Raw genomic sequence first — 1,089 nt, 5'->3', positions numbered from 1 at the left:
GGGGCGGTGCCGGCGTCGGCGTACCGGCCGGTCGTGCTGGTGGTGCTGGTGGCGGTGGCGGTGTTCGTGCTGCTGCGCCCCCGGCTGGGGGTGGTGGCGGCGCCGGCGAAGCGGACCCCGCGGCGGGTGGTGGCCGTGGTCGCGGTGGCCGGGGTGGGTGTCGCCCTGTACGACGGTCTGATCGGCCCGGGTACGGGCACCTTCCTGGTGTTGGCGTTCACGGCGCTGGTCGGTGCGGATTTCGTGCACGGTTCGGCGATGGCGAAGGTCGTCAACGCGGGCACGAACCTGGGTGCGCTGGTGGTGTTCGGGGTGACCGGGCACGTGTGGTGGTTGCTGGGCGCGGGCATGGCGGTGTGCAACATCGCCGGCGCGGTGCTGGGGGCGCGGATGGCGTTGCGTCGCGGGTCGGGGTTCGTGCGGGTGGTGCTGCTGGTGGTGGTCGTGGCGTTGGTGGCGAAGCTGGGCCATGACCAGTGGGTGGCCCGCTGATGCCGGTGCGCGCCGAGCACGACCGGGTGGTCCTGGCCGGGCTGCTGGGTCGTGATCCGGTGCTGCACGCCTACCAGTTGGGCGACCTGGACGACTTCTTCTGGCCGTACACGTCGTGGTTTCGTCGGGGTGAGCAGGTGGTGTTGCTGTACCACGGGGTGGATCCGCCGACGGTGCTGGCGTTCGCCGCGCCGGCGGACACCGCGGCGATGGCGGCGTTGCTGGCCGACCTGGCGCCGGTGCTGCCGGCCCGGCTGTACGCGCACCTGTCCCCCGGGCTGGTCGACGCCCTGTCCGGGTCGTTCCGGTGCGACTCCGGTGGACGGCATCACCGGATGGCGTTGACGGACCCGGCGCGGCTCGCGGCGGTTGCCCCGCAGGGTGTGGTGCTCGGCGCGGCGGACCTGCCGCAGGTGCGTGAGCTGTACGCGCGGTCGTACCCGGGGAACTGGTTCGACGCGCGGATGCTGGACACCGGGCAGTACCTGGGGGTCCGTGCCGGTGGTGAGCTGATCGCGGTGGCCGGGGTGCACGTGTTCTCGCCGGCGTACCGGGTGGCGGCGGTGGGCAACGTGACGACGCATCCGCGCTGGCGGG

General features: G+C 73.3%; 2 protein-coding genes. Both read left to right on the top strand.

All coding sequences use genetic code 11. The features are described 5' to 3' along the window. On the top strand, positions 1–492 hold a 492-nt coding region (locus F8271_RS31465; RefSeq protein ID WP_151493404.1), incomplete at its 5' end, for a TSUP family transporter. After that, on the top strand, positions 492–1,089 hold a 598-nt coding region (locus F8271_RS31460; RefSeq protein WP_151493403.1), incomplete at its 3' end, for a GNAT family N-acetyltransferase. The genes F8271_RS31465 and F8271_RS31460, both read left to right, overlap by 1 nt.

Source organism: Micromonospora sp. ALFpr18c, from assembly GCF_008868155.1.
Lineage (GTDB): Bacteria > Actinomycetota > Actinomycetes > Mycobacteriales > Micromonosporaceae > Micromonospora.
This window is presented reverse-complemented; position numbering and strand designations above follow the sequence as displayed.